The organism is Ideonella sp., assembly GCF_036277275.1.
In the GTDB taxonomy this organism is placed as follows: Bacteria; Pseudomonadota; Gammaproteobacteria; order Burkholderiales; family Burkholderiaceae_C; genus Ideonella.
The window spans coordinates 1-24,256 of the sequence record NZ_DASUNH010000017.1 but is presented as its reverse complement, the minus strand read 5'-3'; the positions used below and the strand labels follow the sequence as shown (position 1 = coordinate 24,256).

The 24,256-nt window shown below is 66.7% G+C and carries 21 protein-coding genes and 1 pseudogene; 9 read left to right on the top strand and 13 right to left on the bottom strand.

The window, feature by feature from the left end:
• Positions 1–27 precede the first annotated feature (27 nt).
• Both VFY73_RS03620 and VFY73_RS03615 read right to left on the bottom strand, forming a co-directional pair.
• A complete protein-coding gene (locus VFY73_RS03620) occupies positions 28–249 on the bottom strand; it encodes a DUF6500 family protein (RefSeq protein WP_329716548.1) in 222 nt (73 codons plus the stop codon).
• 37 nt (positions 250–286) lie between these two features.
• Complete coding sequence (locus VFY73_RS03615) at positions 287–1,537, bottom strand: cystathionine beta-lyase (RefSeq protein WP_329716547.1); 1,251 nt, start codon at positions 1,535–1,537, stop codon at positions 287–289.
• On the opposite strand from VFY73_RS03615, the gene VFY73_RS03610 reads away from it, so the two are divergent.
• Positions 1,536–2,465: a LysR family transcriptional regulator gene (locus tag VFY73_RS03610; RefSeq protein WP_329716546.1), complete on the top strand. Its 930-nt coding sequence runs from the start codon at positions 1,536–1,538 to the stop codon at positions 2,463–2,465. The genes VFY73_RS03615 and VFY73_RS03610 overlap by 2 nt on opposite strands.
• Before the next feature lie 262 nt (positions 2,466–2,727).
• Positions 2,728–3,165, top strand: a complete 438-nt coding sequence (locus VFY73_RS03605) for a PACE efflux transporter (protein ID WP_329716545.1) — start codon at positions 2,728–2,730, stop codon at positions 3,163–3,165.
• A gap of 6 nt (positions 3,166–3,171) precedes the next feature.
• Here the strand turns inward: VFY73_RS03605 and VFY73_RS03600 are convergent, their stop codons facing one another.
• The 3 genes from VFY73_RS03600 to VFY73_RS03590 form a co-directional block, all read right to left on the bottom strand.
• Complete coding sequence (locus VFY73_RS03600; protein ID WP_329716544.1) at positions 3,172–3,594, bottom strand: LIC_13387 family protein; 423 nt, start codon at positions 3,592–3,594, stop codon at positions 3,172–3,174.
• A 122-nt stretch (positions 3,595–3,716) separates the two neighbouring features.
• Positions 3,717–5,054: an AarF/ABC1/UbiB kinase family protein gene (locus VFY73_RS03595; protein WP_329716543.1), complete on the bottom strand. Its 1,338-nt coding sequence runs from the start codon at positions 5,052–5,054 to the stop codon at positions 3,717–3,719.
• Positions 5,051–5,860, bottom strand: a complete 810-nt coding sequence (locus VFY73_RS03590) for a TetR/AcrR family transcriptional regulator (protein ID WP_329716542.1) — start codon at positions 5,858–5,860, stop codon at positions 5,051–5,053. The genes VFY73_RS03595 and VFY73_RS03590 overlap by 4 nt, the downstream gene beginning before the upstream one ends.
• A 434-nt stretch (positions 5,861–6,294) precedes the next feature.
• Here VFY73_RS03590 and VFY73_RS03585 point away from each other — a divergent pair, with 434 nt between their 5' ends.
• Positions 6,295–7,005 (top strand): head GIN domain-containing protein, encoded by a 711-nt coding sequence (locus tag VFY73_RS03585; protein WP_329716541.1) that lies wholly within the window; start codon positions 6,295–6,297, stop codon positions 7,003–7,005.
• A 31-nt stretch (positions 7,006–7,036) separates the two neighbouring features.
• On the opposite strand, the gene VFY73_RS03580 is transcribed toward VFY73_RS03585, so the two are convergent.
• The gene (locus VFY73_RS03580) at positions 7,037–8,110 is read right to left on the bottom strand and encodes a helix-turn-helix transcriptional regulator (RefSeq protein WP_329716540.1); all 1,074 of its coding nucleotides are present in this window, start codon (positions 8,108–8,110) and stop codon (positions 7,037–7,039) included.
• Complete coding sequence (locus tag VFY73_RS03575; RefSeq protein WP_329716539.1) at positions 8,107–9,054, bottom strand: GGDEF domain-containing protein; 948 nt, start codon at positions 9,052–9,054, stop codon at positions 8,107–8,109. Before VFY73_RS03575 ends, VFY73_RS03580 begins: the two co-directional genes overlap by 4 nt.
• Positions 9,055–9,370: 316 nt before the next feature.
• On the opposite strand from VFY73_RS03575, the gene VFY73_RS03570 reads away from it, so the two are divergent.
• The 4 genes from VFY73_RS03570 to VFY73_RS03555 all read left to right on the top strand — a co-directional run bounded on the left by VFY73_RS03570 (position 9,371) and on the right by VFY73_RS03555 (position 16,708).
• Positions 9,371–11,845: a TonB-dependent receptor gene (locus tag VFY73_RS03570; protein ID WP_329716538.1), complete on the top strand. Its 2,475-nt coding sequence runs from the start codon at positions 9,371–9,373 to the stop codon at positions 11,843–11,845.
• Positions 11,846–11,855: 10 nt separating this feature from the next.
• Entirely contained in the window at positions 11,856–13,568 is a 1,713-nt protein-coding gene (locus tag VFY73_RS03565; RefSeq protein ID WP_329716537.1) for a phytase, read from the top strand.
• Between the two features lie 392 nt (positions 13,569–13,960).
• Positions 13,961–15,613 (top strand): response regulator, encoded by a 1,653-nt coding sequence (locus VFY73_RS03560; RefSeq protein WP_329716536.1) that lies wholly within the window; start codon positions 13,961–13,963, stop codon positions 15,611–15,613.
• 324 nt (positions 15,614–15,937) lie between these two features.
• Positions 15,938–16,708 carry a hypothetical protein gene (locus tag VFY73_RS03555; protein WP_329716535.1) on the top strand — a complete coding sequence of 257 codons (771 nt, stop codon included), beginning with the start codon at positions 15,938–15,940 and terminating at the stop codon, positions 16,706–16,708.
• Positions 16,709–16,812: 104 nt separating this feature from the next.
• Here VFY73_RS03555 and VFY73_RS03550 read toward each other — a convergent pair whose 3' ends face one another.
• The 6 genes from VFY73_RS03550 to VFY73_RS03525 all read right to left on the bottom strand — a co-directional run bounded on the left by VFY73_RS03550 (position 16,813) and on the right by VFY73_RS03525 (position 22,528).
• Positions 16,813–17,889 (bottom strand): hypothetical protein, encoded by a 1,077-nt coding sequence (locus VFY73_RS03550; RefSeq protein WP_329716534.1) that lies wholly within the window; start codon positions 17,887–17,889, stop codon positions 16,813–16,815.
• Between the two features lie 183 nt (positions 17,890–18,072).
• Positions 18,073–19,590: an ATP-binding protein gene (locus VFY73_RS03545; RefSeq protein ID WP_329716533.1), complete on the bottom strand. Its 1,518-nt coding sequence runs from the start codon at positions 19,588–19,590 to the stop codon at positions 18,073–18,075.
• A complete protein-coding gene (locus VFY73_RS03540; protein ID WP_329716532.1) occupies positions 19,583–20,311 on the bottom strand; it encodes a response regulator in 729 nt (242 codons plus the stop codon). Before VFY73_RS03540 ends, VFY73_RS03545 begins: the two co-directional genes overlap by 8 nt.
• Entirely contained in the window at positions 20,308–20,874 is a 567-nt protein-coding gene (locus VFY73_RS03535; protein WP_329716531.1) for a 3'-5' exoribonuclease domain-containing protein, read from the bottom strand. Before VFY73_RS03535 ends, VFY73_RS03540 begins: the two co-directional genes overlap by 4 nt.
• Positions 20,871–21,284, bottom strand: coding sequence for a hypothetical protein (locus tag VFY73_RS03530; RefSeq protein WP_329716530.1), 414 nt, complete (start codon positions 21,282–21,284; stop codon positions 20,871–20,873). The genes VFY73_RS03535 and VFY73_RS03530 overlap by 4 nt, the downstream gene beginning before the upstream one ends.
• Complete coding sequence (locus VFY73_RS03525; RefSeq protein WP_329716529.1) at positions 21,281–22,528, bottom strand: ABC transporter substrate-binding protein; 1,248 nt, start codon at positions 22,526–22,528, stop codon at positions 21,281–21,283. Before VFY73_RS03525 ends, VFY73_RS03530 begins: the two co-directional genes overlap by 4 nt.
• Before the next feature lie 270 nt (positions 22,529–22,798).
• Between VFY73_RS03525 and VFY73_RS03520 the strand changes: the two genes are divergently transcribed.
• Positions 22,799–24,046, top strand: a complete 1,248-nt coding sequence (locus tag VFY73_RS03520; RefSeq protein WP_329716528.1) for an ABC transporter substrate-binding protein — start codon at positions 22,799–22,801, stop codon at positions 24,044–24,046.
• A 22-nt stretch (positions 24,047–24,068) separates the two neighbouring features.
• Positions 24,069–24,256 (top strand): annotated as a pseudogene (locus VFY73_RS03515) (sugar ABC transporter permease); the annotation flags it as partial.

The window sequence follows — 24,256 nt, the reverse complement described above, 5'->3', positions numbered from 1 at the left end:
AGTGACGAGCAGGCTGACCCAGACACGTCATGGCAGCTCCATCTCGACCATGCGCTTGATCTTCAGCGCCTTCTCGAAATGGTCGAGCTGATGCGTCTGAATCCACCACGTGGCGGCTTCCATCAACAGGCTCGGGTCGTCGTTCTTGTTGGCAAAGAATGCGTAGAAGGAAAGGCCAACGTCAGTGCCCTTCTCAAGCATCTTTCGTTCGCAAACCTGGATGATCCTCTGCCGCAGCTCCAAGCGCATTCTCTGTTCCGTCAACTTGACATGATGGGGCGGCATCCTATCGGGTCGTCAGGGCCATGGCCTGCAACGCGTGGGCCAGGTCCAATTTCAGGTCATCGACTTCTTCAAGGCCAATGTTCAACCGCACCAGCCGCCCCTGGTAGTCGATACCCGGGCGCTGCAGATCGGGAAAGGCGACGGCCAGGCTGGTCACGCCTCCCCAGCTGAAACCGATCTTGAAGAGCGACAGCGCGTCGATGAAGGCAGCGACCTGCTCGCCTGAAAAGTGCGCCTTGAACACAATGGAGAAGACGCTCGCCGAGCCCTTGAAATCACGCCGCCATTGCGCATGGCCGGGACAAGTCGACAGCGCCGGATGAAGCACACGATCAACCTCGGGCCGCAATGCCAACCATTGCGCAATCTCGAGCGCTGATCGCCCCACCCGGTCTAGCCTGATGCCGAGCGTTTGCAAACCCCGCAACGCCAAGCTGCAGTCATCAGGCGAAACGGCCATGCCCAGCTGGTGCCATACCGATCCCACGGCTTCGAACATCTGGTCGGTCCGGACCGAGACCGACCCCAACAGCAAGTCGCTGTGACCGCCGACGTACTTGGTGAGAGCCTGCACACTGATGTCGACACCCAACGCGAAGGCGTCCAGCAAGACCCCCGCGGCATAGCTGTTGTCGAGTGCGACGGTGACACCCCGCGAACGGGCTGCAGCCACGATGGCCGGCAGATCCTGCACCTCCATCGTGATCGAGCCTGGACTCTCGCACCACACCAAGCTCGTCTCTGGCCTGATCAAGCGGGCAATCCCCTCGCCCACCAGTGGATCGTAAGGCTCGACCTCTACGCCGAACTGTCGCAGCAGGCCGTTCGCCATTTCTCGGTTCGGGCCGTACGCGCTGTGCGGGACCAGCGCATGGCTTCCGGCTTTGCATCGAGAGAGGTAGACGAGTGCAATCGCCGCCTGTCCACCTGGCACGATGAAGGTGTGTCGTGCGCCTTCCATCTCCGCGATGCGCGCGCCCAGTTCCAGTGTCGTCGGGGTTCCATACAGCCCGTAGCTGTAACCGCGCTCCGCTCGCCACTGGTCGGCCACGCTGGCCTGCCTGTCGAAGACGACGGTTGACCCTCGGTACACGGGAGTTGAGAGGGACGCGAAGCCGCCAGGCACCGTGGCCTCGCTGTGGATCAGTCTTGTACGCCAGTGCATGGGTGTTGCCTCGATATGTCGATTGCTGACGATGCTAGCGATCCGAATAAACTGAGACCAGTGCATTCTTTTCAAGGCGAACTGCATGGAATTCAGCTTTGACGCCCGCCGCTTCGACCTCAACTTGCTGGTGTTGTTCGATGCGCTCTTTCGCTTGCGTTCGGTGCAGGCCGCGGCCAGTGAATGCGCCGTGAGCCCCTCGGCCTTCAGCCATGCACTGACCAGAATGCGCGAGAGTCTTCAAGACGAGTTGTTCTACCGAGTCGGCAACACCATGAAGCCTTCGGTGCTGGCGGAGCAGATCGCGCCAAGCGTCGCCAGCGCTCTGAAGGTGCTGGACGACGGGATGCGCAGCGCCACAACCTTCAACCCGCTCAAGAGCGACCGCACGTTCGTCTTCTCCGCAACGGACTACACCACCCTCGTGCTGTTTCCACGTCTTGTCGCGTACTTCAAGACTGCGGCGCCAAGGCTGCGCATTCAGGTCGTGCAAAGCAGCCGCAAGGTGCCGGTCGAAGCGCTGATTTCCGGAGCGATCGACTTTGCGCTGGGCTACACGCAAGCCGACGCCGAGTCCACGCCTCTGATCCACGAGTTCGACTGGTTCACCGACCGTTATGTCGTCGTCACCAGCCGCTCCCATTCACAGATTCAAGGCAAGCTCACGTTGGAGCAGTTTCTCGCGGCGCGCCATCTGGTGGTCGCCCCTTGGGGAGAGGCAAAGGGACCGATCGACCACGAACTTGCCAAACGGGGGTGGAGCCGTCAGGTTGCCGTGCGCATTCCCTCGGTGCTCGCTGCACCCTTTGTCATCGCGAACAGCGAGTTGGTGCTGACCTTGCCACTGCGGGCGGCACACGTCCTGAAGGACATGGTGTCAATGGCGATCCACGAACCCCCATTCGAGATGCCGTATCGGTTGAAGGCGTTTTGCCATGCCAAACGGGCGAATGAGCCGGCTCACAGCTGGATGCGCAAGTCGATACTGAAGGTCATGCAGTCAGACGCGCCTTGACTTGTCGCCACTTCATTGGGCGACCTTGGCAACCCATGATGCGGGCTCGCGCTCCGGTACAAGTTCTGGAAGGATGCCCAATGAACCCGCCAGCGCGACAAGGCGCCCAATCGTAGAATCGGCAGATTGGCGCCTACATGCCGGCTGGTCGAGCGACCACGGCGGGCGCCCAGGGAGGACGACCTCCCCCAGCCGCCACCGATCGGCGAGCTGCGCAAGAAACATGTCCGGGACGGCCCGGCCTCATCCGAAGGGGCCACCGGTGCAAGCCGTCCGCCGCAGAGTTCTCTATGCCACGCTGTATGAAGCGCTGGCGATCGTCATCACCAGCGTGGGCCTCGCGTGGCTCTCCGGCAGTGCCGCACCGAACGCCACGCTGGCCGGCATCGGCTCGTCGGCCATCGCGCTGGCCTGGAACCTGGTCTACACCAGCTTGTACGAACGCTGGGAGGCCCGGCAGCCCCGCAAGGGCCGCACCTTCCGGCGCCGCGCCGCGCACGCGTTCGGCTTCGAGCTGGGCCTGGTGCTGATGACCGTGCCGCTGTTCGCCTTGGTGCTGGGCATCACGTGGTGGGAGGCGCTGGTCTACGACTTCGGCCTGATCCTGTTCTTCCTCGTCTACACCTACCTCTTCAACCTCGGTTTCGACAAGATCTTCGGCCTGCCGGCCTCGGCACTGCCGCATGCGGAAACGAGCTGATCGCGGTCAGGCATACGCCAGCGCCGTCGCGATCAGAAAGCCGACCAGCCCAATGGCCGAACCCATCACGGGCTTGACGAAGAAGAACTTGATGGACACGACCAGATAGACGGCCGACACCACCACGGCCACGATCTGAAGCAGCCATGACGTTGCGAAGGCGTTGGGATCGAAGATGCCGACATACAGGAATCCGCCGCCGAACAGCGCCAGGCCCAGGCTGTGCGTCATGCTGAAGCCCAGCCACGCATTCCAAAGGTTGATGGCGGGGTGCAAGGCAATGCTCGATTGCTGCATGACTTGACGCAGCGACGCATCGCGGGGCGTGAATGCCCTGGGACGCTTCAGGTCGCGCAGCGTGAGCGCCCCGTGCGCAACGCCCATGAGCAGAAAAACATACGCGGCCACGACGATCAGGATCTGGGCCATGGTGACCTCCCGGGTCAGTCTTCAAAACCAACAATGACAGCTGCGCCGCGGCCCGCCATCAGGCGCTCCTTCGCCCGGACGACGCGGCGCCAGCAACGGAGCCTGCGAAGCATCGTGGTGCATCACTGAGCGGCGGCCTCGAGCTTCGCCATCGACGCCCGCGTGTCCACCTGGCCTTGCAGACGTGTCAGCAGGTGCATCAACCCGAACCACGCCCGATCGAAGGAGAGAAGCTCGGGCGGCAGGCGGGCAATGAATGACGCCGGATGCTGGGATCGTCCGTCGAAGCTGGGCGTCGGGAACGGCGTCTTGCCGCTGAACTCGAAGCGCTCCGTCGCGAACGCCTGCGTCGCCCAATCGAGCACGGGCGCGATCTTCGGCAGAACGCTTTGCTCGAAATCCTTCAGCCCGAGTCCCAAGCCGGCCACGCCGAGCTCTCGGTAGTTGGCCAGCAATGCGCTGGAGACGCCGGAGCCCTGCCTCAACCAGGTCAGCCACGACCGTGCCAGGCCCCTGACGAACGGCGCGGTGAGCTTGCGCGTGCAGCCGAAGTCCAGCACCCCGACCCGCCCGTCGTCCAGGAACAGAAGATTGCCGAGGTGCATGTCGGCATGGATGTGCCCTCGCTCGAACGCGCAATCGACGAACCAGTCGAAGAGTGCCTGCGCCTGCCGATCACGGGTGGCCTGCGAAGGGCCCAGCCGCAGGCTCGCATCGAGATGCAGGCCTTGCAGCGATTGCTGCGTGAGCACCGTCTTGCATGTCAGCGCCGGCACGACCTGCGGCATGACGATGTCGGCATGCCGGGCATGCTCGATGAACCACGCCTGCTGCTCAGCCTCGTACAGGTAGTCGACCTCCTGCGCCAGCTGGGTGCGCACTTCAGCCAGCATCTGGTCGATCAGTTCGTCTGGCGGCAGGCCGAGCCGCTCGCGGCCGATCGCGCGCAGGCTCGTTCGCAACAACCGCAGGTCGCTGTCGATCGTCTCGGCGATGCCTGGGTACTGCACCTTGACCGCCACCTCGGTGCCGTCGTCCAGCCGGGCGCGATGCACCTGACCCAGGCTCGCCGCGGCAAAGGCGTCGGGGTCGAAGCTTGCATACAACGCTTGCGGCTCCTGGCCAAAGGCCTGCCGAAAGGCGCGCGACACGAGCGCACGGTTCAGCGGCATGGCCTGGTGGGAGGCACGAGCCAGTTGCGTGCGAATCCCCTCGGGTAGCACGCCGGCGTCCATGCTCAACATCTGCGCTGCCTTCAGCGCCGTGCCGCGCAACTGCGTGACGGCGGCGAAGATCATTCGCCCGATCTCGGCCTCGTGCTCTTCCTCGACCTCTTTCGACGGCGATGCGCGCAGCCTGTGTCGCACGGCCTTGGCACCGACGCGCGCCGCCGTGGTGCCGACGAGCACTGAACGCGCGAGGCGGCCGGTCCGCGGCGCTTTCCCGGTCGGTTCGGTCATGGCTTGCGCTGGGTGGTCTCGCCACGGGTGCCGCGAGGCTTGCGCGTGCTGCCTGCCGTGTCGGCTTGGGGTGGCGCGCGCCTCTTCTTCGCCGCTGGCACCTCGGCATCCTGCCGGGGCCGGGCATGCACCGCGACATCCATCACGCGGGCGATCTGGCTGCGCAGCACGAAGCCCGCCAGATGCACCAATCGATCCGGCAAACCCGCCTTGAGCATGGCGACGGCCACGCCCAGCACCTGGTCGACGAAACGCGTGGTCTCGGCGGCATGGGGCGTCTCATCGCGCATCCAGAAGGCCATGACGCCATAGCAGAAGTCCGCGTACATGCCCGCCATCGGGCGGGCGAAGTCGCTGGGCGGCAGCTCGCCCTGCTGCACCGCGGCGTCGAGAAATGTCGCCACGGCCTCCTTCAGCGTCAGCTTGGCCTGGAGCTGATCACCGAGCAGCAGCAGCGGCGACTTCTTCAGCATGTCACCGGCCACACCGACGAACGCGCGATCGGGCGCCAGCAGCTCGAGCAAGGCGTCGGTCAGACGTTGCAGTTTCGACTGCAGGTCGTACGAGGCGAAGTCCGGTGTTTCGTGGGCGACACGCACCGCCTGCTCGGTCACTTGATCGAAGTAGCCGAGGATCAACCGCTCCTTGGTTGCGAAGTACTTGTAGATCGTTGCGTCGCCGATCGCCGCCGCCTTCGCGATGTCTTTCATCGTGACCGCGTCGTAACCGTGGCGCACGATCAAATCGACCGCACAGCGCACGATGCGCGCACGGGTGGCGTCCTGCTGGGCTTTGCTGGTTTTCATTCGGAGCGTTGCTCATACCGTTTAATGGATACGAACTATCCATAAATTCTCAAATTAAGTCAAGCATTGTGAATTTTCATCAGATATGCACCGTGTCCGCCTGTCCGCGCGGGTGGGCACCTTGGAAGTGGTCCCGTGAAGCGAAAGTCGACAGTGCAAGAACCGTCGAGCGCCGGAGGCGGCGTGCCGGTCGGACTTTCGAGGTGTCGAACGCCAAGAGAGCTCGGCTCGCCAGAAGGCCCTCGTCGGCTGCGTCCCGTGGCTCGGAAGTCACACCATCACCATGCAGGTCTGTCGCGCCATGCTGCATCCTGTCGGGTTCCCGTTTCCGTGGTCGCGACCTGATGCAACGATGGAGCTTTTCTGATCATGAGGCGCCCGTGAAACCAATCTCCGTTCGTGTTGGCAGATCTCCGCTCCATGTTCTTGCTCTCATGGTTTCGCTGCTGCATCTGCAGGAGGCGTCGGCTCTGGACTTGAGCCGTCTCTGGCCAGTTGCCGCTTCAGGGCCCGTTGTCAAAGAGAGCCGAACCGTCGAGCGCTTTCAAGCTTTGAAGCTCGACACCAGTGCGAGGATCGTGGTCAGGCAAGGTGATCGGTCTTCCGTCGAGGTGCACGCCGAAAGCAACATTGCACCGCTCATTGAGACACATGTCGAAGATGGAACGCTCATCATTGCGGACGCCAAACACTACAAGTCTTCGAATGCCGAGGTCGTCGTGACCACACGGCGCATCAGCAGCATTGCAACGACTGGAGAAGTTGCCGTATTGGCAGAGGACCTGAGGAGCCCTTCGCTGCGCCTAAGCATGGGAGGATCCAGCGCCGTCACGTTGAGGTCGGTTTCTATCGACAAGCTGCACGCCTCACTCGGCGGCTCAAGTGCGCTCAAGGTCAGCGGGGTTGCCGAAGACTTTGCGTCCGAGTTGGGCGGCTCATCCGTCGTGGAAGCCTCACAGCTTGCGGCGAACGCTGTTTCGGTCGGCGGTGGCGGCTCCGCACAAGCCGTTGTCTGGGCCAAGGAGTCACTGCACGTCTCGCTGGGAGGATCGTCCGGCGTCAGCTACTACGGAGACGTCAGTCCCATCCTCGCCATGTCTGGGGCTGCGACCGTGAAGAGCCTCGGCAGCGTATCTGCAAAGTAGCAACCGCCAGCCGGCGTCGCGCCGGCGGCCGTCAAAGCCCCACGGCGCCCAGCGCCGCGCGCAGCAAGCTCGGCGTCATGCCCGTCCAGCGCTTGAACGAGCGGCGGAAGTTGGTGCTGTCGTGAAAGCCCAGCTGGCGCGCGACCTCGTCGTTGGCCAGGCCCTGGTGGTGGAACAGGTGCATCGCGAGGTGCGCCCGCACCTGGTCCAGCTCGGCCTGGAAGTGGGTGCCGTGGCGTGCCAAGACGCGCTTGAACGTGGCCGGGCTCGTCGCGAATGCGGCGGCAGCCCGCTCCAGCGTGGGCGCAGGCAGCGTCGTGTCCTCGGCCGCATCGAGCAGCTGTCGCAACAGGTGGTCGTACAGCGCCGCCAGCATGCCGCGCACGGGCTGGCCGTCGCGCTGCTGGCCGCCGCGCCGCGCCGCCTCGGCCGCCATGCCCTGGCCGCGCGGCCAGGGCCGCTGCAGCCATTGCGCATCGATCAGCAAGGCATCGAGCTGGCAGTCGAAACGCAGGCTGCTGCCGAGGTGCGTGTCGAGCTGCGCACCATCGCGCGGCGCCGGTCGGTTCAGGCACACCACCCATGGCAGGTGCTCGCCTGACAGCCAGCGCGCCATCGCGACCAGCGCACTGGCGTGCAGGTCGACCAGCAGGTTGCGGTGCGCATGTTCGCCGCTCGCGTCCAGCCAGTAGACCAGCGCATGGCGCGGGCCGAGCAGGCAACGCGGTGTCAACAAGGGGCTCAAGGTGGCGGAATGCTCGACCAGCAGTGCCAGCGCCTGGCCGAGGTCGGCCGCGTGGGCCAGCGCATGGCTGGCGGCGCCTGCGTGGCCGGGCCACCATGCTTGGCCGAGCAGAAAGGCCGTGTCTGGCGCACGATCGGCACGCACCACGTCCACCAGCAGATTCAGCAGCTCGCGCGGACTGATCCTCTCGCGCCATGCGGGCTGCCCTGCGGCCTCGGGCAGCGACAGTTCACGCTGGCGCGCATACTCGAGCAACAGGCCGGCGTGGTGCTGCGCCGGCACGAAGCCGGTATCCGCCTCATAGCAGCGGCCGGCCGGCGGCAAGTGCAGCTGCATGTCGCCGCCCAACGCCAGCATCATGACGGGCTCGCCTGGCGGCGGCGGTTCAGGGCGGCAACCAGCGCGTCCACCGGGTCGGCCTCTTCCCCGTCGATCTCGGCGAGCACCAGTTGCGGGACCCGCGCCTCGATCAACTGGCCGTCTCGCGTGTGGAAGCTCAGGCTCGCCACCGCCTGGCGCAACTGCGCCGCGAGTTGCGTCGCCATGGCGCCGGCAGTCGCCGGGAGCAGCACGGCGAAGCGGTCACCGGCATAGCGGCACAGCACATCGGTGGCGCGCAGGTTCAGCAGCAGCAGATGCGTCAGGGCCTGCAACAAGCGGTCGCTCTCGGCTGGGCCGTGTACACGCAGGCAGCCCGAGAGCTGGCCGGCGTCCAGCATCAACAGTGCACAAGGTTGGTCGGGGTGCTCGCGCTGCTCGACACGCACCAGCTGGCGCAGGTAGCCGGCATCGGCCAGCTGCGTCACGCGGTCGAAGCCGCGGTGATCGCGGTACAGGCGCTCACGCTGGCGAAGGTGTTCGCTGAGCAGCATCTGCTCCTTGCGCCATCCCAACAGGCCGAGCGTGAGCACCAGCATGCCGCCGGGCATCAGCGCGGCCTCGACCACGTTGTCCCACCAGGCCTCGTGCGAGACGCGGTAGAACTCGTCCAGGCAATCGGCGCAATTGCCCAGCGCGATCATCCCCAGTCCACCGGCCAGCAAGGTGGTCACGCGACCTCGCGGGCGCGAGCCAAGCACCATCACGCACCAGATGCCGGCCATCAACGCGCTGCCGCCTTCGCCCGCGATGTCCAGCAACTGCCAACTGGCCATCGGCTTCGGTTCACCGAGCTCCGAATAGGCCGCCATCAGCCCGCTGCAGAGCAGGGCCAGCAACAGCCCACCAGGCGGTGCCCAGCGCGCCCAGGCCGTGGCCAAGGCTGCGCTCCATTGGAGCCAGGGGGGCATCGGCAGCAGGCGCATCAGTCCGTCCGGGGCAATCAAGAAGGGGCGCCGAGGCTAACCCCTGGTTATGACGTCGCCGTTTCAGCTGCGACGTTGGTGGAAGACCGTGGCGTCGACGCCGAATGCGGGCGAGGGGTTCAAACAGCTCAGCCCCGCAGCCCTCATGCCCCCGGCCACCCCGCGTTGCCCTGTGTGCACGCCGGGTGCTGGCGGCTCAGGCACTGGCAGGCACGGCGCCCGGCCGCCACGCCCGTCACGGGACTGTCACGCCGCGCTTCGACAGTCGCGGCCGTTGCCCGCCAGCCGGCAGGCCCGCTCACCGAAGTACCGAACGATGCGCTCCGTCCCTCCCCTTCCCTTTCAGCCACACCTGACGGCCCTGGCCGCCGTCGCCGTGCTGGCGACGACCCCGAACGCCCGGGCCCAGGCCCAGGCGCCGGCCCAGACCGTGGTCATCACCGGCCAGGCCATCAACCTGCGCAACGCACTGGATGCGCAGCAGGCGTCCGATCGCGTCCTCAGCGTCGTGCGGGCCGACGGCATCGGCCAGTTGCCCGACAGCAATGCCGCCGAAGCGTTGCAGCGCTTGCCCGGTGTCTCGGTCGAGAACGACCAGGGTGAAGGCCGCTACGTGCGCGTTCGCGGCCTGGGCCCCGACCTGAACGGCGTGTCGATCAACGGCGCGTTGGTTCCTGCGCCTGAGAGCGGCCGCCGCGCCGTGGCACTGGATGTGCTGCCTGCCGGCCTGATCCGCTCGCTCGAAGTGAGCAAGACGCTGACGCCCGACCAGGATGCCAACTCGATCGGCGGCCACATCGAGGTGGTCACGCTGTCGGCGTTCGACCATCGCAGCCGATTCTTCGCGGTCGACCTGGGCGCGGCCCACGACGACAACACCAGCCGGACCAGCCCGCGCGGCAGCCTGATCTGGAGCGACCGCTTTCTCGACGGCCAGCTCGGTGTCGCTTTCGGCGCCAGCAGCGAGCAACGCCGCTTCGGCTCGGACAACGTCGAGACGGGCGGCGCGTGGGACGACGGCAAGCTCGAGGAATTCGAGCGGCGCGACTACCGCATCACCCGGCAACGCGATGCGCTGGCCCTGAACCTCGACTACCGCCCGGCGGACGGCGAGCGCTACACACTGCGCAGCTTCGCCAGCCGCTTTGCCGACACCGAACACCGCGAGGCACAGGTCATCGAGTTCAACGATGCGCAGGCGCCAAGCGAGCTGGGTGAAGCAGAGGTCGCGCGCGAGCTGAAGGCGCGCAAGGAGACGCAGCACATCCTCTCGTTGCAACTCGGCGCCGAGCGCCGCTTCGGCAACTGGAAGCTCAACGCGGCGCTCGGCGCCAGCCAGGCTGGTGAAGACCTGCCACGCCACGTGCCTGCCGCCGTGTTCGAAGGCAACGACGACTTCGCGGGCGTCGGCTACACCAGCACCCGCAAGCCCCACCTGATCGGGCCGTCGAGCCTGTACGACGCGGGGAGCTACAGCCTCGACGAGATCGAAGTCGCTCAAGGCATGACGACCGACAACGAGCAGCACGGCCAGATGGACCTGAGCCACCGCTGGAGCAGCGGTGACATCGGCGGTGAGCTGAAGTTCGGCGCGAAGCTGAGCCGCCGCCACAAGCGCAACGACGAGAACACCTGGGTTGTCGGCAGCGACGACGTGACCGAGACCGCGATGTCCGGCTACACCCACGGCACCGTCGACTACGCATTCGGCGATTTCGGCCCGGCGCTCTCGTCCGGCAAGGTGCTCGCCGCGGTCAGAGGGCTCGACCTGGCCGACTTCATCGACGACGCAGAGTCGCACATCGCCGACTACAGCATCCGCGAGAACGTCGACGCGGCCTATCTGCAAGGCAGCGTCGACATCGGCGACTGGCGCCTGCTTGGCGGCGTGCGCCATGAGAGCACCCGCCTGCGTGCCGACGGCACCAGCCTGATCGACGGCGAGTTCGGCCCGATCCATGCCGAGCGCCGCCACGACGCCTGGCTGCCCAGCCTGCACGCCCGCTACGACATCGACCAGAACACCAGCGTGCGCGCGGCCTGGAGCAACTCGCTCGTGCGGCCCACCTTCGAACAGCTTGCCCCCGGCACGGTGATCGACGGCGACGAGGCGTCGTTCGGCAACCCGCAGCTGTCGCCGGCGCGCTCGTCGAACTTCGATCTCGGCATCGAACGCCGGCTGGACCGCGACGGCGCCGTGTCGGCCTACCTGTTCCACAAGCGCATCAAGGACTTCGTCTACCGCACCGACGTGGCCGGCACCGGCGGCTGGGTCGACTTCGACGAAGCCGAAACCTTCGTCAACGGGGATCGGGCGCGGGTCGGCGGCATCGAGCTCTCGTGGGCGCAAGCGCTGCGCGCGTTGCCGGCGCCGTTCAACGGCCTGATCGTCGGCGCGAACATCACCTTCGCGCGCAGCACGGCGCGCATCGCGCAAGGCGCCGAGTCGCGCGAGATCCGCCTGCCCAGCCAGTCCGGCCGCAGCGTCAACCTGATGCTGGGCTACGAGAGCGGGCCGTACAGCGTCCGGCTGGCGGCCAACCACAAGTCGGCCTACCTGCTGGAGGTGGGCGATGTGACCGACGCGGCGCAGGACCAATGGGTCGCCGCGCAGACCCAGCTCGACTTCTCCGCCCGCTGGCAGATCAACCGCGAATGGCAGCTGAACGCCCAGGTGCAGAACCTGAACAACACGGCCTACTACGTCTACGTGGGTCACCACGACCAGAATGCGCAGTACGAGCAGTACGGCCGCACATTCAAGCTAAGCCTGAAGTACACCGCGTTCTGAGCCCACCGCCATGACCTTCACAGCTTTGATCCGAACGCTGGCCATCGCCTTGCCTCTGGCCTGCGCCCACCCTGCCTTACACGCCGCACCGGCGGCCGGCTTCAAGCTCGACCATGAGGGCCTCGTGCTCAACGATGTACAGGGTCGACCTGCGCAACGCCTGGCCCTGCGCGCGAAACACCTCGACACCCGGACGCTCGGCCATGGCCCGAATGCCACGCTGCTGGCCGTGATGCTGGATGCGGACAGCAGCCAGCCGGTGGTCGTGAGCGCACCCGCCACCGCCGCCGCCAGCGCACCGCCGCTGCAGCCATGGCCGCAAGCGCCGCAGACCAAGCTGTCGATCGAGACGCTGTGCCTGCATCTCGATGCGCAAGGCCTGCCGAACCTTTTCCTGATCGCCGAAGACGGCCGTGCCGAGCAATGGTTGCTGCGCCCGCAAGGATCGCTGCTGCTGCGCCACGTCGCACTGCCCATCCAGGCCGGCGATTGCGTGGCCGACGACGAGCGGGCGATGTTGCTGGTGGCCGAGCCGGCACTCGGCGTCTGGGCCTACGACATCGGCGCAGAAGGCAGCGTCGCCCGCCAACCGCTGGCGCTGCGCCACCCGTGGGGCACGCTGGACTTCGCGCCGCACCGGCTGCAACTGCAGGGCACGCACCTGAAGGTCTCCGCCAAAGACGGCAAGAAGAAGGCCGAACAGTCGATCAAGCTGCCGGCCGGTGCGCGTCCAGCCACCCTGCCCATCGTGCTGCCGCGTCAGCAGACCGCGCCCGTCGCCCGGCTGGGCGATGCGGCAGACGACCCGGCCATCTGGGTTCACCCCGAGCGGCCGGGCGACAGCCGCGTGCTGGCGACCAACAAGAAGCAGGGCCTGCTCGTCTACGACCTGCAAGGCGCCCAGACCCAGTTGCTGGAAAGCGGCCGGCTGAACAACGTCGACCTGCGCCAGCGCATTCGCGTCGGCAACGGATGGCGCGATCTGGCCGTCGCCACGCAGCGTGACGAGAAGGCCATCGTGCTGTTCGAGATCGATGCGAAAGGCGTCGTTGCCGAACTGGCGCGGCTGCCTTCGGGCCTCGATGATCTGTACGGCATCTGCGCCGCACGCAACCGCGAAGACGGCCTGGACGTGTTCGCCAACGACAAGGACGGCCGCTTCGTTCACCTTCGGCTGACGGTCAAGGTCGCCGCCGGCGGCCGGCTCGACTGGCACGCCGATCGGCTGCGCAGCTTCCGCCTCGCCAGCCAACCCGAAGGCTGCGTGGTCGACGAACCGAACGAGCGTCTGTTCGTCGGCGAAGAAGACCGCGGCATCTGGGCGCTGTCGTCGCGCGGCGATGTGGCGCCGAAGCTCGAGCTGGTGCTGCCGGTCGGCCCATTGCTGAAGGCCGATGTCGAGGGCCTGGCCGTCTACCGCGGCCAGCGAGCGAGCTGGCTGGTCGCGTCCAGCCAGGGCAACGACAGCTACGTGGTGATCGACGCGCTGCCGCCGTTCACGCCGCGCGGCGCCTTCCGCATCGGCCTGTCGGCAGCGGCCGGCATCGACGGCGCCTCCGAGACCGATGGGCTGGACGTCACGTCGGCCACGCTCGGCGCAGATTACCCACAAGGCCTGCTGGTCGTGCAAGACGGCCACAAGCGCCTGCCCGACGGGCCGCAGAACTTCAAGTACGTCTCGTGGCAGGACGTGATGGACGCATTGAGGCTCGTTGACCGCTGAATGGCCAGTGCAACGGGGCGCAGCCCGTAAGCCGCGCCCTCGTGACCGCGCGTCACTTCTTCACCGGCACCACGTACACGTGATCGAGCCAGCCGGCAGACCACGCGTTGCGGCGTGCCGTCGGCGCGCAGGTTCCTCTGGGTCCTCTCCCACAGAAGGAGATCAGGTCAGGAGTGCGCCGAAATGCGGGTTTTTCCGCGATGCCGACGAACCTGCGCTCAACAACCCATCGCGCAGGCCGATAGGTCGATTCAAGGCAGCGCAGCCTTTTGCCCCCACGCCGGCATATCGAAGTACAAGAAGATGCCGCGGCGGGGCCGTCAAGAGCCGGACGAACTCACGAGAGTACGCGCCCTGAACTCAGCGGGCCATTTGGCCCCGCCCTCGCCAACATGACAAGCACTACCCATTTCGGCACGACGTGGGGCGACATGGTTCAGCGTCGCGCCCTCGTGATCGACGCCAACCCTGCGTCTCGCACGATGCTGATCGCGATGATGCGCGACCTGGGCTTCGGCACGGTCGTCCAGGCCAGCCGTGCCCAGGACGCGCGCAGGCTGATCGAGCATCAGCGCTTCGACATGATCGTCTGCGAGCATGCGTTCGACAATCAGCCGATGTCGGGGCAGGATCTGATGGACGACCTGCGCCTGGCCCAGTTGCTTCCGCTGTCGACCGTCGTCGTGATGATCTCCGGCGAGGCGGGCTACGCCAAGGTGGCCGAGGCCGCCGAAGCCGCACTGGACGCCTACCTCATCAAGCCGCATACCAGCCAGGCCCTTCGCGACCGGGTCCTTCAGTCGTTCAAGCGAAAAGAGGCACTGGCGGACATCATCGAGTGCGTGGAACGAGGCGCCTACCTGGAGGCGGCTGAACTTTGCCAACGCCGCTGCGAATCGCGCGGCGCCAATTGGCTCAACGCCGCGCGCATCGGCGCCGAACTGTGGCTGCGCGTCGGTCGCACCCAGGAAGCGCAGGCCATGTTCGACGCCGTCATCAGCGCCCGCGCCGTGCCTTGGGCGCGGCTCGGGTTCGCTCGCTCGCAGTACCAGGCCGGTGGCTTCCAGGTGGCACGCCGCACGCTGGAGAGCCTGCTCAACGACGAACCGCGCTACGCCGACGCCTACGACGTGATGGGCAAGGTGCTGCTGGACCAGGGCGAGCACCTGCAAGCGCTGAACTCGCTGCGCCGTGCCAGCAACCTGACGCCGGGCTGCGTGTCACGCATGATGAAGTTCGGTCTCCTGGCCTTCTATCACGGTGATCCCAAGGAAGCCGCCGATGCCCTGACACGGGCGGCGGCGCTCGGCCAGAACTCCAAGGTCTTCGACCTGCAGGGCCTGGTGCTGCTGGGAACCTTGCAACATGACCGGGGCGACCTGCGCGGGCTGACCCAATCGCTTCATGCCTTGACATCAGCGCTGGAGGCTCAACCCAAGAGCGCGCGACTGCGTCGATTCGTCGACATGCTGCTGACGCTGAAGGCGCTCCTGGACCGCCAGATCGCCGACGCCGTGGCCCTGACGCGGCAATCTCTGCGCGAAGTCATGGAGCCCAACTACGAGTTCGAGGCTGCATGCAACCTGCTGGGCATCCTGGCCCGCCTGCATGCCCGCGAAGTGAGGCTGGGCGACGTGTCGGACACCCTGACCCAAATGGCTGACCGATTTGCAGTCTCGCGCACGACCTGCGAGTTGCTGTGCCGCGCCGGCCAGGGCCGCGAGGACTTCGAGCCGATCATCCGCAGCCGGTACGCGCTCATCTGCGATCAAGCGGAGGCCGCCGTGTCGCACACGGTCGCCGGCGAGCCGGGGCGAGCGGTGCGCACCCTGCTCGACGCTGCAGAGAAGTCGCTCAATGGGAAGCTGATGGACCTGGCCATTCATACCCTGTTGCAGCACGGCGCCCTGATCGAAAACAGCGGTGAGCTGCACGAACGGGCCCAGGCCTTCCAGGACCGCTACCGCAGCTACGGCACACAGGTGAAGCTGCAATCGAGGCATGCCGCCTCGCCTGCCAAGCCCAAGACGGTTCGCGCAGGCTGACCGCCCGGGCGTGCGTCTCCCGGGTGGCGATGCCCAAACCCGGTCCCGAGCTCTGCCGGCAAGCCTCGCAGCCGTGTTCCAGCCGGTGCGTGCACCGCCCGGTCTCGCGCTTCGATCGTCGCGACGCTCTCTGCCATGGGCACGGTGTGATCTCGATGTTGTCGCCACAGCGCAGCTGTTGTCGCTGGCCTTCGCGGCGCGGCGACTTCCCTCACGCGCGTGAAGAAACTCTCACACCGCCATCGAGGGGCACCAGGCATGATTCGGCACCATGAACACCAGGCACACCACCGGGCAGCGATGACACAACGCCATTCGACTGCCTTGAAAAACGCACTGACCACGGTGCTGGCCGCAACGACCGTGGTCGCATCAGCCAGTGCATTCGCTGGGCCATTGCCAGCGCCGGGTGCCTTGCTGCGCCAGGGCGAATGGGGCGGCAGCGTCGGCACCTTCCTCGTCCCTGCGCCGTTCGAAGGCACATCGGCGACGCGATGGCCCATGGATGGCTGGGTCGTGCTGCTGCTGGACGCGCAGGCCGCCACACTCACCATCCGCCCGCTGGCCGCCGCCGAAGCGCGCGAGCTTTTCAAGCCGATCACCGACCAGGTCAGACGAGCTGAAACCCAGGCCCAAGAAGGCGAACTGCAGCAGACCCCGGACGACGTGGCTGCGGACCTTTACGTCCGTGTGCCGAGCGTGACGTGGAAAGCCGGCAGTGTGCCGATCCACCGCTTCAAGAACGGCGGCACGACGCTGCTGCCCGAGCTGGGCTACCGGTTCCAGATGAAGCTGAACGACATGCCCTACGCCTTCACGGTGCAAAACGGTCTTCGCACCGAAGACGGCCGCCCCTACGGCGAAGGTGTTCAGTTCTCGCTCGAAATCGACGGCGAACGCTTCGAGTACGACCTGGGCGGCTTCGGCTGGGACGTCCGGCTGAATGCACTGGGCGATTTCGACGGCGACGGCAAGCCTGATTTCCTCTTCGGCATCGGCGGCAGCAACAGCGGCCACGAAGCGCTCATCCTGTCCACCCAGGCCAAGCCGGGCAAGAACCCGCCCACGGCCTATCTCACCGGCGTCGGGTGCTGACGCGTTCGGATCGACGTCAACCGCTTTGACACCGCAACCTGCGCCGTTCTGCCGGCAGCGACGTGCTCGCTGCCGGCATGCGCCGGTCGGGGTCGCGGTGGTGATCAGCGGGGTATCAGCAAGAAGGCGACGAATCCGACACCGACCTTGTAGCCGCGCGCGACGATCGCCCCGTCCGCATTGATGCCCACGGCGTCGTCGAGGCTGTAGCCCTGCTTGCTGTGGCAGTTGTTGCCCACCAGGGCTTTCAGGTCTTGTGGCGGTTCGTGGATGCTCGGCCAGACCAGCGCAGTGTAGTTGCCCGCCATGTCTTCGCCGCCGACCACGGTGCCTTGGTCATTGATGGCCGACGCATGGCTGCGCCAACCGGGCGTCAGCGTGCCCAGCTCGAAAACCTGCCCCCCCTGCCACGCCGCTGCATGGGTGAGATTGTCGGCGCCGCCATTGCTGCTGCCAACGACCGTCCCGGCGCGATTGACGGACATCGCGATCGCCCAGTCGCCCCCCGGCAGCGGGCCCAAGTCGGTGATGCGGCCCTTGGCATCCCAGATGACGGCGTGCGAATTGAAGTCCATCGGGCCGCCATTGCTGCGTCCGACGACGACGTTGTCGTCATTGATGAACATGGCTTCGCTGTAGGTGTCGGCGGGCCGGTCGCCCAGCGCGCCGAGGTCGAACGCCTTGCCGTCACGCCACAGCACTGCGTGCCGCGCGCCGCTGAGGCCCATGTCACCGACGACACGGCCCTTGTTGTTGATCGAACGCGCCAACGAGGAATGGGCATCAGGCAACAGCGGCAATTCGCTGGGCACGCCGTCCTGCCACAAGATGGCTCTGCGCCGCTCGCAGAACTCACCGCAACGGTACGACGCCTCGCCCACCACCTGGCCACGGTCATTGAGATCGCTCGCCCACGACCCCCAGAGCGGGCCCTGCAGCGTGCTGTTCAGGTCCACCAGGGTGCGCTTGCCCTTCCACAGCGCAGCCCCGGATCGACCGTCGGAAAAGGTCGAGTCGCCGCTCACCTGCAGCTTGTTGTTGATGGCCGTCGGGTATGCGTAGGGTTGGCTGCCCTCGACAGGCAGTGCCTTGCAGTCGTAGACCACGGCGTGCGACGGGGCCGCCAGGCCCGAGAGCAGCGTCAGCGCCGCCACGGCGGGCCAATGAAGAATGGGTTTCAAGAAGTTCCCCCTAACGATACAGTGGTGCAGTCACTCTAGGCGCTGCAACCGAAGACCGGTATCCCTAGCACGGCGTGAATACAGCATGAGGACAACCGTGACCACATGAAGCCGCCGCTCGCCTCACACCTCGGATGGACCCACCGGCTGGGAGACAAGGGACGAAACGGCCCCTCGCAGTGACTATTCCGGCTGCAGCGTGCCGGCGGCGAGGCCGGCATCAACCACCGGCAGGCTCAACCGCGCCACCAGCCCAGCGCCTTCGCGGTTGGCAAGGCGCAGGTCGCCGCCGTGCGCACGCGCAATGCGGCGGGCGATACCCAGGCCCAGTCCGGAGCCTTCGCGATACGCCTCGCGGCCATGCTCGAGCCGCACGTAGGGCTCGAAGATTTCTTCGAGTGAATCCTCCGGCAGCCCCGGCCCGCGGTCGCGCACCTCGATCGTCGCGACGCCCTCTTCCATCGATGCGGCAATCTCGATGCTGCCGCCATAGCGCAGCCCGTTGTCGATCAGGTTGCCCAGCGCGCGGCGCAGGGCCAACGGTCGCGCCGTCACCGTGATCGGCGGTACGGCGAGCGTGATCGGTGCCGCGCTCGCACGTGCCGCGTCGGTCAGGCGTTCGACCAGCCGGTCGAGCCGGATCTCGGCCAGGTTCTCGTGGATGTCGCTGTCTTTCACGCTCTGCAGCGCGCCCTTGACCATCACGTCGAGCTCGTCGAGGTCTTCGTGAAAGTCGGCTCGCACGGCGTCGTCATCGAGCAGCTCGGTGCGCAGCTTCAGCCGCATGATCGGCGTCTTCAGGTCGTGCGAGATGCTGCTGAACAGGCGCTCGCGGTCTTCGACGAAGCGCTGGATGCGGGCCTGCATCTCGTTGAACGCGCGGGCCGTGCTGCGCACTTCCACCGTACCGATCTCCGGCACGCGGGCCTGATGCATCGCCGTGCCGAAGGCGGTCGCCGCACTGGCCAGTCGCTGCAGCGGCCGCGTCAGGCCGCGCGTGGCGAACAGCACCAGCAGCAGCACGGTGAGCAGCGTGGCGCCTTGCAGCAGCAGCCGGTCGCGCGTCAACGGGTTCGCGTTGTCGAGGAAGTACGGGTCCGGCATCGTCGTCGCGAGCAGCAGCCAGCCGCTCTGCTCGAACTGGGCCTGGATCACCAGCAGCGGCGCGGGCCGCGGCCGCAACAGCATCGAGCCTTCGACCCAGCGCTCGGGCAGGTCGCGCAGCGTGCGGCCATCGTCGGTCACGGGCTGCGCGTCGGGCGCGACGAACGCCACTTCCAGTGGCGCGCCGGTGCCCAGGTCGCCGGCCAGGCGGCTGCGCACGTCGGTGGTCACCGTGTCGGCCAGCTGCGATGGCTCGATGGGCTGCAGCGGCACGCGCGAGCGATTGACCTGCACGAAGAAGCGCGTGCCGCCCATCGTGCGCAGTTGCTCGGTGATGATCGGCCGGTACTGTTCGGGCAGGTCGCGAAAGAAGCGGATCGCGCCAGCGGCACTGCGCGCGGTTTGTTGCGCGGCTTCGCGTGCATCGCGCATTGCGCTCTCGTGCAGCTGCCAGGCCCAGATCGCGGTGCCGAGCCCCTGGCTCAGCAGCACGCCGGCGGCCATCGTCAGCATCAACCGACCGCGCAAGGAGCGCGGCAGCAGGCGGTCGGCCCAGCTGTTGGTGCCGGTTGCCGTGGCTTCGGCGGCCTCAGTCATGGGAGGCCTGCACCTCCACCGAGAACACATAGCCACTCGCCCGCACCGTCTTGATCAGCGAGGGCTGCTTGCCGTCGTCGCCCAGGCGCTGGCGCAGGCGGCTCACCTGCACGTCGAGCGAGCGGTCGGTCGGCCCCAGGTCGCGGCCGCGCGTCTGCTCCATCAGCCGCGCGCGGTCGAGCACTTCGCCCGGGTGCTCGGCGAACAGGCGCAGCAGGTCGAAGTCCATCGCCGTCAGCGTCACCTTCTCGCCATCGGGCGCACTCAAGGTGCGTTCCAGGCGATCGAGCCGGAAGCCGGCGAAGCTCAGGTAGCGCGGCGCACCCTCGCCCACCATGCCGGCACGGCGGTGGATCGCCTTGATGCGCGCCAGCAGCTCGCGCGGGTTGTAGGGCTTGCCGATGTAGTCATCGGCGCCCAGCTCCAGCCCGACGATGCGCTCGGTGTCGTCAGCACTCGCGGTCAGCATGATGATCGGCAGCATCGGCGCGCGCTGGCGCACCATCTGGCACAGCGCAAAGCCATCGGTGTCCGGCAGCATCACGTCGAGGATCACCAGGCTCAGCTCGTCGCGGTAGCGCTCGAAGCCGCTGCGAAAGCTCTCGCCGTCGGCCGCGAGCTGCACGACGTACTGGTGCTTCTCGAGGTACAGCTTCAGCAGTTGCCGCGTCTTCTGGTCGTCGTCGACCGCGAGGATGGTGCGCTTGCGGGGCAGGTTCATCGCTTGGCATCCACACCCAGATGCTCGGCCAGCATGTTGCAGAACAGGTGGCCCTGCTCGATCGCATCGTCGAGCGCCACGTGAGTGTGCGGGCTGGCCGGGAACCAGCGCCGCGGCATGCGCTTCTTGGTTGACTCGCGGTACGGCAGCTTCAGCATCGCCATCGCGAAGGTCTTGATGTCGAGCGCCGAGTGGCTGAACGGGCTCTCGCCGGTGAAGCGCATCAGGTACCAGTAGACGAACAGGAAGTCGTAGGCGGCGGGATAGCCAACGAACACCGGCTTGCCGGGCACCCCCTTCAGCCACGCAAGGTAGTTCGCCATCGCCGCGGCGGGCGGTTGCGGGTTGCTTCGCGTCTGCGCCCAGGCTTCAGGCTGCCCGGCCCACCAGGCCATCGTCTCGGGATGACCCGCGGCACCTTCGAGCAGTTCGAGGTTCGCAGTGAAGGTCGAGAGCATTTCGCCTTCGGCGTTGAACGCTGCGGAGCCGAAGCTCAGCATCGAGTGCGGGCCGGGGATCGGGCCATCGGCCTCGACGTCAGTGGATACGTAGATCTCTTTCAAGGTTGCGAGCCTTCTGTGGGGCACGAGTTTTCAGGGGGCCCAGGGTCGATCTCCGGGTACATCGCGATCAGGCATTTGCCAACGTCGATGCCTACGGCCAAGCAAGTCTCGCCAGTCCGCTCCTTGACCCAGACATTCACGTCGCCGTCCATGATGAAGTACGGGCCCCGTTGGGTGAAGTACGCCATCCAGGCGCTGGCTCTGGCATCGAACTGGAGCTTGGGGGGCCGAAAGCGCTCTGCTTCCGCCTTGCCGAACTTGGCTTCCAGCGCCTGCTGTGCCCGCTGGGCCGCGACCTGCTGGCTGGTCACCGGCACCAGGGCTGCCTCTGGCCTGGCGCAGGCGGCGTGCGCCTGCGTAACGATCAACCCCGTCTGCACGGCGATCTCACCAGTCGTCAGGAGTCTCACCGCGCCGCTCCCTTCACGATCGCCACCAGCCTCTCCTGCGCGCGCTCGGGCGTCTGCGCGGGGTCGGTGACGAAGCGGTGCAGCGCGTCGGCCAGTGCGTCCTTCGTCGATTCGTCGGCGGCCATGCGGTGGGCGATGCTCGGCGCGACGCGGCTGCCGGGATGGGCCAGCGTCTGCCAGGAGTCGCGCTCGCAGTCGTCGAGCTGAGCCGGGTCGATGTCGATGCGCACCGGCACCGAGCCCTTGGCCTGGTTGTAGGCGAGTTGCATCGAAGGTTGGGTGACGAGGTCGGCGAGCTTCTCTTGTGCGGGGCCACGCTGGCGGCGGCTTTGCAGCATCGCGAGTGTGTCGACGCTGTAGAGGTGCATATCGGCCGTTTCGGGCACCGGCGCACAGGCGTAGTCGCGGCCCGCTTGACCACCCCAAGCCATCAGCTCGCCGCCGACCCAGTCGCCCATGATCAACATGCCCGCGTCACCACGGTAGAGCTGGCGCGCGCTGTTCGTCCAGCGCTGCTCGCCCGGTGCATCGCCAGCGAGCTGGCGCAGCCAGCGCAAGCGCGTCAAAGCACGCAACACGCGCGCATCGGCCCAGGCCGCAGGGCGCTGCGCGGCGGCCAGCTCGGCATAGAGCGACGCACCGCCCTCCGACAGCAGCAGCGTCTCGAACACCGTGGCCACCTGCCAGGGTTCGTCGCTCCAGGCCAATGGCGTCACGCCGGCGCGGCGTAGCGCGGCCGCGGCCTGCGACACGTCGTCCCACGTGCGCGGCGGCGCGAGCTTCAGCCGCGCCCACAGCGCCTGGTTGTAGAACAGGGTGTTGATGCGATGCACGCCCAGCGGCGCGGCGACAACGCGCCCGCCATGCGTGACGACCTGCAGCACGACCGGGAACATCGTGCTCTTCCAGCGGCCACGCTGCGCCACCTCGTCCAGCGGCAGCACAAGGCCGAGGTCGGCCCAGTCGGTCAGCGTGCGGCCAATGACCTGCGCCGCGTCCGGCGGGTCGCCGGCGAGCACGCGGCCCTTGAGCACCTTCACCGCCGCCATGCCACCGCCGCCGGGAATGGCCGCGTCGTTCCAGCCCAGGCCGCGCTTGTCGAGCTGCAGCACCAGTTGGTCGACCGCGCGCTTCTCGCCGGCCGAGGTCCACCAGTGCAAGACATTGAGGGTTGCCGGGTCCTGGCTCTGTGCATGGGCAAGCGTCGTGAAGCTCGCCGCCAGCATAAGAGCGAGGTTGCCCACCACGGCTCGAACGGCGCCTGACGAATGCCGACGAAGTGCAATGTTGTGTAAGGCGGGCAGCCCAAAAGCAATGTTCCGCCATCCTGGGAAGGGCTGCGCACGCATGTAAGAAACCGTGATGCCGGTCGTCTGGCTCATGACAAAAAACTGTGCCGTGACAAGCACTTGAGCGCGATGCCGCGAGCCCGCTTCTGACCCTCGTGTCACACGGGCGCCGATGGTACCTTGCGCCCCGCCTAGACAGCCCATGCACAGAGGAGACACACGCGAATGACCACGACCCGCACCGCCATCAGCGCCCTGGCCCTGGCCGCCAGCACCCTGCCCGCCTTCGCCGGCAACCTGATCATCGAAAGCTGGCGCACCGACGACAAGGCGCTGTGGGACGAGGTGCTGCTGCCCGCGTTCACCAAGGCGCACCCCGGCATCACGGTCAAGTTCGCGCCGACCTCGCCGCCCGAATACAACTCGGTGCTCTTTGCGCGGCTGGCCGCTGGCAGCGCGGGCGACCTGATCACCTGTCGCCCGTTCGACGTGTCGCTCGACCTGTTCAAGAAGAGCCGGCTCGACAAGCTCGATGGCGAGCCCGGCCTCGCGAACTTCCCTGATTCGGCCAAGGTGGCCTGGCAGACCGACGACGGCAAGGCCACGTACTGCATGCCGATGGCCTCGGTGATCCACGGCTTCTTCTACAACAAGAAGATCTTCGCCGAGCTGGGCCTGAAGCCGCCGGTGACGGAAGCCGAGTTCTTCGCCACGCTCGACAAGATCAAGGCCACCGGCAAGATCGCGCCGTTGGCACTGGGCACGGCCGACCAGTGGGAAACGAACCAGATCGTCTTCACCGGCATCGGGCCCAACTACTGGAAGGGCGAAGAAGGTCGCCGCGGCCTGATCGAGGGCAAGAAGAAGTTCACCGACCCCGAGTTCGTCGACGTGTGGGCCACGATGGCCCGCTGGACGCCGTACCTGCCCAAGGGCTACCAGGCGCAGACCTACGGCGACTCGCAGAACCTGTTCGCGTCGGGCCGCGCCGCGATCGTGCCGACCGGTTCGTGGGACATCGCCTTCTATCAAAAAGAGACGTCGTTGGAGTTCGCCGCCTTCCCGCCGCCCGTGCGCAAGGCGGGTGACGGTTGCTACCTGTCTGACCACACGGACATCGGCATGGGCATCAACAGCGCCAGCAAGAACAAGGGTGATGCGAAGGTGTTCCTCAACTGGTTGGCCTCGAAGGAATTTGCCGAGCTATACACCAACAAGGCAACGGGCTTCTTCACGCTGTCGAAGCACGCGGTCGACGTGAAGGACCCGGTGGCCAAGCAGATGATCGGCTGGCGTGCGCAGTGCAAGTCGACCATTCGCCTGAATGCGCAGATCCTGAGCCGCGGCGAGCCGAGCATGGAGAACGAGCTGTGGACGGTCGACTCGCAGGTGCTGAACGGCAAGATGGCTCCGAGGGATGCGGCCCAGCGCATTCAGGCCGGCTTCGCCAAGTGGTACTCGCCGGCACGCTGACGAGCTCGAAGAGAAAGCGACGATGAGCTCACAGCAGCAGCGTGCCGGCTGGCCGGCGCTGGTTTTCCTGGCGCCGGCGCTGCTGGTCTACACCGTCTTCAGCGCGTGGCCCCTGGCCGACACACTGCGGCTGGGCTTGTACGCGACCGACGAGACCGGCGGCACGGCCTTCGCTGGCCTCGCGAACTTCCGCACGCTGCTGTTCGACGA